Annotated in this window: 5 protein-coding genes; 2 read left to right on the top strand and 3 right to left on the bottom strand. The window is 46.9% G+C overall.

Annotation, left to right across the window (positions count from 1 at the left end):
- Window positions 1-4071: toprim domain-containing protein (locus LAY57_RS34485; RefSeq protein ID WP_249071813.1), on the bottom strand; the 4071-nt coding region annotated here is incomplete at its 3' end.
- Window positions 4072-4224: 153 nt separating this feature from the next.
- Between LAY57_RS34485 and LAY57_RS34480 the strand changes: the two genes are divergently transcribed.
- Entirely contained in the window at window positions 4225-4566 is a 342-nt protein-coding gene (locus tag LAY57_RS34480; RefSeq protein WP_249071811.1) for a hypothetical protein, read from the top strand.
- A gap of 191 nt (window positions 4567-4757) precedes the next feature.
- Here the strand turns inward: LAY57_RS34480 and LAY57_RS36375 are convergent, their stop codons facing one another.
- Window positions 4758-4943 (bottom strand): MerR family DNA-binding transcriptional regulator, encoded by a 186-nt coding sequence (locus LAY57_RS36375; RefSeq protein ID WP_249071815.1) that lies wholly within the window; start codon window positions 4941-4943, stop codon window positions 4758-4760.
- 143 nt (window positions 4944-5086) lie between these two features.
- The gene (locus tag LAY57_RS34470) at window positions 5087-5458 is read right to left on the bottom strand and encodes a hypothetical protein (RefSeq protein WP_249071809.1); all 372 of its coding nucleotides are present in this window, start codon (window positions 5456-5458) and stop codon (window positions 5087-5089) included.
- A 105-nt stretch (window positions 5459-5563) separates the two neighbouring features.
- On the opposite strand from LAY57_RS34470, the gene LAY57_RS34465 reads away from it, so the two are divergent.
- Window positions 5564-6780, top strand: a 1217-nt coding sequence (locus LAY57_RS34465; protein WP_249071807.1) for a ParB/RepB/Spo0J family partition protein, incomplete at its 3' end; no start/stop codon positions are given.

The raw sequence follows: 6780 nt of genomic DNA, 5'->3' as shown, positions 1-6780 counted from the left end.
CTGACAGACTTGTTCTGTCAGCCGATCGTCGGTTACTGAGTTACTTGCCGTCGCGAATGAGGCTGAAATGCTCTTGCTTTCTAGGTTATGGCAATTCACCGACTCAGGGTTACTACTCTCGGTAACGCTGGTACTTGCTTGGTTACTTGAAGAAAAATAACCAACATCGTGGGTGCGATGTTCCTTAAGGCTAAAGTTACTCTCTTGTAAAGAAGGTGAAAAAGTGGCGGAATGTTCTATCGTATCTTCTTGGCAAAACTTAGTGGCATCATCACCGGGGAAATCCCCCCCGCCACCAGAACCACCTCCACCCCCCCCATCGCTGCCACCCGGAAAATCGTCATCCGGGTCATCATCCTCCACTAGCCAATCTAAATTAAGAGACTGCCACAATTTCTCCGGTACAAACAAACACTTTTTATTGACCCGTTCCGGCTGATTGGGGTAAAGAGCGTTACCATTTTCGTCAAAGCGTATAGTCAGCAAAGCACGCTGGTAAGCCAGAACGCCGTCGCGATCGCTATGCAGTTTAGCACTCTTATTTTTGGTCGCCCCCATCTCGACCAACACCCGTTCCAGAACCGGACGGTTGTAAGCTGGAGAAAACTGGCGCTCGAATTGAGTCCAAATCGAAGGTAAGTGCAATGCCAGTACCTTACCGTATTCCCTACTTTCGATCGTATCCGCGTTCCAAGTTCCGACATCGTTGGCGGAAATCAAAGCGGGAAGCTTCTCAAAAAAATCCGCCACGCTATTGAGTCCGCTTAAATTTTCATTCATGGTCGGACAGAGATGCTTAATTACCCAACCTTCAACGTCAATATCCAATCCACCTAACTCGGCAATTTTCTTAGTATAGTAAACCAAAGGCGCTAAGTTATCTGCCGCACGTTCATGAGCAGTAGGCAGATGTCGATTTAGACGTGAGCGTAAAGCGTAAATTTCCTTTTGAGGATAGCCAATTTTTATCAAATCTTGAAAAGCACCCGCTGCTTGCAAACAAGATTTTCTGAGTTCACTCCAAGCTTCTCTGTTGCCATCTTTGATCACGGGCATAAATAGATGGATAATGCGACTTTTAGTAGCCGGATTGCTTTCTCCCAAACTTTTATTGCTGGTCACAATCAGAGATGAATGAGGCTGTTGAGAATTGCCGCGCACCTGTCTGGGGAAAGCGTTGTACAATCGGTGCATGAATTCATCTAAAGTTTCGCTGTCTTGTTTTTTATTACCAAACGGGTCATCCCACAAACTGGGAATAGAACCCAAACATTTCAACCGTTCGTAAGCCATACTCACAGTGGTAGAGCTTAATCCCCCTCTTTCCATATCGCCCCAACCCGCTAAAGATAGTGCAGACCGCACGGCAACTGTTTTCTTGCTTCCACCGTCACCACAGGGATTTAAGATGGGGAAAAATTTCTCAACTTTGATGATTTCTTGAAAGTTAAGGGAAGCGGCAACGTAACCGTTGCATAGTAAGAAGTAAATGAAATTAGAACCGGCAAATTTTTGCTGCGCTTCTAACAGGTTTCGCAGCGCGTGGCGATTGTGAGGTAGGATTTCTGGAGGAAGGATGTTATCTACAGCGCCCAAGCTAGGATTGTAAACCCAGCGCGATCCTTCGCGATCGGTAGGGGTGCCATCCGATAAAAATTGGCAATCGGCGAAAACCCAGGTACCATCTTCTTGTTGACCCCACCTATCGATGCAGCGATAGGTTTTTCCAGCACGATTGACATGGTAGTCTTTTAAACGTTCATGAATGAGGGCTACGAGTTGATCTTGGGAAAGGCGACAGCTGAGGTGGACGCCAAATTTTTTGTTGATGGTAGTCCTAAACTCTTTAACGGTAAGGCATTCTAGGGATTTGAGCAGAATTTCTCGTTCGGTAGACTCGAAAGCGCGTTTGATTTTGACAACATAGCCGCCGCCAGCGTCCGAACCCGGTGCGGCCATTACTTCGCCGATAATAATAAAGTCAAAGTCAGTTAGGGGTTTGAATTTGAAAGTACCATCTTCATTTTTAAACCATTTGCCGATTTCTCCATTCCAAGACACGGGTGCCCTCCAGTCGTTTTCATCCCAGTCGTCGCTATCGCTATAATCGCCACCGTCATTACCTCCACCACCTCCTTTTTGTGAGTTGTTGTCATTGCGGTTAAAGTTGTTTGGAGTATGGCCGTTACTATTGTTATTACGGTTGGAGCCTCCTTTCGAGCTACCGTCGTTACCAAGTAATAGGGAAATTGTACCCAGCGTGCTAGAGTCTTCTCGATCTCTAATTGTTTTTGACCCCTCTGTGGCACGGCTGAGCCCTGGTTGAGGTGAAGTAAGGGTTTCTGGAATTTCTATGGTTCCTACTGCTTGTTTGATTTCAGGCCAAAAGTAGGTAGCAAGTGCTTCCGACCACTGTTTGTCTACTGAGGAAGCCCATAGGGATGCTTCGCGCAGAATAATTTCGCGAACTGCATCTGATAGTTGTTCATTTTGGTGTCCGTAGGAAATATCTAACTTGTCTGGGGAGTCCCCCAATTGGCGATCGCCGTTTGACTGAACTGGACAATGGCTGGCTATAATATGACGGGCTGTCCAGCGACAGCCGTGGGTGGCTCTGTCGAAGCTGGTGTGCTGTTTCCAGGCTTCGATGCCGTTTTTGATAATAAATTTATCGGGGTCACCGTCGCCGTCGTCGCCATCAGGTAAGCGTGGAGCGACGTAGGGGGTAATTCCGGCTGCAAGTAAACTTTTGATACAGCTGATAATTCCTTTGTCGCCTGCGGAGTCCGGGTCGAGGCAGATGTTGACTCGTTGGATGCGGTGGCGGGATAGTGTTTGGACTTGTTCTTTTGATAAGCTGGCGGCGACACACGCTATTACTCTGGTATCGCCTAAGCTTTGGGCCATTGCCGTGTCGGTAACTCCTTCTACTAAAACGACTTCGGAGTGCAAGGCTTTGACTGCTCGCTCGAAGTAAAGGGGGGATTCTTTGCTGGAAAGCCAGGAACCATCTTTATCTTTTGGATTCCAGCAGGCATATTTTTTGGGTATGTGCGGGTCGGACCAGGGTTGTTCTATTTTTTGAGCTTCGCTGAGTTTGTTCCAGGTTCTCCTAGCTGCTTCATGTTCTTTTTTCCAACCGGGATGGTTTTTCTTGAGGGGGATGTTATGTTTGTCTGCGGGCCAATGCCCGTACATGGTCAGCGGTTCTCCTTGGGGGGTTAGCCAGGGGAAGATGACATAACCTTCCCATTTACGGGTGAGTACTCCGCATTCCGATGCTAGGTCGATGTTGAATAAGTGTTCGCGGAGTGTACCTTGTACTGCTTCTAGGCTGGGGTAGAGTCCGATTTGTAAGTTTTGAAGTTGCTTTTCTGTAAAGCCGCGTTCTTCTATTAGATGGGTTCTGACAGATGCGGCTTCATCCGTCCACAGGTATTGGGCGCAGAGGGTGTAGATAGTGGCGAAGATGCCCCGGCGTTCTTCCCATTTCTGGGCTCTTTCTATGTGCTGTTTGGAATAGTTGCGCTCTGGGAAGAGGTGTTCTACTCCCGCTCGTCGGGATAGTTCTCGTAGGGCTTCTACCCAGTCAGCGCCTTTGGGGTGTTCCCAGCGTCCCACTTTTAGGCTGTGGATGTAGGAGATGGGATCTCCGGCAAATCCCATGCCGGAATCGTAAAATCGCAAGGTATCTGGCCAGACGGCGAAGGATGTGCCTGACTTACTTTCTCGGAAGGGACTGCCACCTCGCCAGCGGTCTGGACTGATTTGAAATCGGTGCGAGGGGTCGGTGTAGACCATTTCTGGGCTAAGTTTGGGCAGCATTTCTTTTTCCCAGTGGTCGCGGAGGGCGTTCGTGCCGTTTGGGGTTCTAGGGATGGAACGTGTGGCAGGTGATTGAGATGCGCCGGATGGTTGCTGGGCGTCGTCAAAACAGTCTTTATTGCTTATCACGATGGCGGATAAAAAGTGGAATTTATTAAATCGGTGGCTAGAAAGGAGGTGCTGGTAACGCTTTTTGCCAAACAGGACAAATTGTGTTGGCAAAGTTCCAGAATTTGTTAAAGTCAAATAAACTTAATTACTTAGCTCTCCACCATCAAGCTAATTTTGTAATACTTGGCATGATGGTTGGTGTTTATCTGAGTGCCGCCCCTTGGTAAGAATTACTTGACTAAGAGTAGAACTAAATTGAGTAATAATCAAATATTGATATAAATCTTAATGTTGATCCACGAAGCTTTCAACGAGACTTTAAAGCGTTACCGTATTGGCGGCAGAGCCTTAGCGCAAGCCGCTGCGGTAAGTGAAAGCCTTGTATCGCATTTCAGGCATGGGAAGACAGGCGTAACAGATCAAATGCTTGATAAGCTTCTTCAGGGGATGCAGGAGATAGCACCGGGGTCGCGTAAATATTTCTGTTCCCTTATAGCAGGAGAGCCAGCCGGGGTATCGACCGTCGAAAAGGTAATTGAGGCTATTTCTGAAGAGGAAATTCCTGAGTTGCTGATGGCGATCGCACGTCGGTGGAAAGCTACTGATAATAAAGTTTTGCAGGCGATCTGAGAAACTGGACTGGAATATGGAGCAGTTGGCTCAACCGCTCTTAAAAAGCTAGACAACTCAGACAAAGCTAAGTTTAACTAGACACAAACCGAACCGGGCTGTCTGTCGTTCGATCGCTTACGTAGGCAAGCACGGTCATAGATTGAGCTTTTTGTGGCCATCTCTGACTGGATAAAGAAAAAGGACAGCACTCAGAAAAAGCTCCATTTGTGACCGCGCTGAGTATAGAGGATCTGTCTTCGGGTGTCCAAGTCAGATCTAGCTCTGGCTGTATAGCTTTCGACGTTGTATCGTCGTTGTTTCCCGGATGTCCAGATGACTTCGATTTTCCCTTGCTCATGCCATCGCCGGAGCGTTCGTTCATTGACCCCAAGAATTTCAGTTGCTTCTCTTGGGGTGATGTATTTGACAATAGTGGTATCCTCAACTCTTGAGTTATTCTACCAATATGCCCGGATATATCCCGTTAAGTGAGGATTAAATTTATCCTCTTAAACAAACTAATTTAATCCTTAGAATATCAACATATTTTTGGTTCGCCCTTAGTACTCATTGTTTCTAAAGCCGCTTGAGCTACTTGAGCAGCGGCTTCAAAGGGAAGACTTCGTACCTCTGCCAGAAGTTGTGAAATTGAAAATACAGCCGGTGGGGCTTCCCCTTCCAAATAAACCATTAATTCGTCTAGCGTCCAACCTCTAAGAGAGGCAATTTTCGCCAAGACTCTCAGTTTTGGTTCACCTTTTAATTCCAATTCCCAACGGCGGACATCAGAATGGAATGCGCCAATCATTTCAGCAAATTCTCGGTACGAACAGTTGCCTCGCAACTCTGATACCAAAGTCGCCAGTCTTTGATTGAATCCAAGATCCCGTTCGACAGTCACACCGCTCATCAAAGTTTCTTCCTTTATTACACCAAACTACCACAAAGCTAAAGCTTTGGGGCAAACAGAGTATTATGGAGTTATGCACTCCATGTGGAGTTAAGAACTCATAAAATGAATACAACTTTTGACTGGGTGCCTCCCAATACTCTTTCACCACACCCGCGTAACACATCTATTTATGGAGATGAAGATGTTACGTCTCTTGTTAAACAGATATCTGAAAGTGGATGGGTCAAGCCCTTGGTAATTGCACCCAACAGAAGCATTATCAGCGGCCATCGACGCTGGAAGGCGGTTTGCCAGCTAGAATGGGAAACCGTGCCAGTGGAAATAAGAGAGTTCCCAGGCGTGACCGCTGAACTAGAAGCGCTACTGCTAGAGAACGCTGCTAGGGCCAAAACTACGGAACAGAAGGTGCGGGAAGGAAAAGCGTGGGAAGAGATCGAAAAGGAGAAGGCGTCACAGAGGCAGCGAACCGCCGCCTGGAAAACAAATCAAAAACTCGGCAGGGGAAAAAGTGAGACGCTTATGCAAAATTGTGCAGAAGCGTCTAAAGGAACTACTCGCGATGCAATAGCTTCGCGCGTTGGCTTGGGTTCGGGTTTTACGTACTCCAAAGCTGCTAAGGTAGTTCGTTTGATAGATGAAAAAATACAAGTGGGCAATACAATTGCGGCAGAGGGTTTACGCAAACTCTTAAACGATAAAAGTATAAACGCTGCTTATCAATTTGTCAAGCTTCCACCAAGCTCTCATGACGCTATCTTGGCATTCATTGTCAGCGGGTCGGCTAAAGATACGCAGGAAGCTATTGCACTCTATCAGGAACAAGTAGATAGTTGCGATCGCTCTTTGTGTTGCGTTAGCTATGCTAGCTCAGAGGACATAGCAACGTATTGCACTTCTAATGAAAATGATTTTGGTAAGGAACCAGCCGATTCTTCCTTCTCCGTACTAGAACCATCTGAGATCGCAGACGATACTCAAGTGACAGACTGTACCAAAACTCTACAGGAGAAAGAGCCCCGTCAGGAGTACCGCAGTTGTTGGAATTGTCAGCATCGGGGAGAAGATATAGACAACGAACACATCTACTGCTGTATGTTTGGCGCTCTTTCACTGATAGATAAAAGTGCTTCCACACGCGGGGAAGAATGTGAAAAGTGGGGTAAACGCTTAGGTGAATACAACACAGCAGACTATTTGAGTAATGCCAAAACTTTTAAGGTGAATTTACCGATAGCGCTTAAGCCAATTATTGAAGCAGCAGGAGCAGTTGAGGACATGACTGCTGCTGGTTGGGTAACACAAATCATTTGCTCCTACCT

This window comes from Argonema antarcticum A004/B2, from assembly GCF_023333585.1.
Classification (GTDB): domain Bacteria; phylum Cyanobacteriota; class Cyanobacteriia; order Cyanobacteriales; family Aerosakkonemataceae; genus Argonema; species Argonema antarcticum.
The sequence above is the reverse complement of the archived record's forward strand: the minus strand, read 5'-3'. Positions and strand labels throughout refer to the sequence as shown.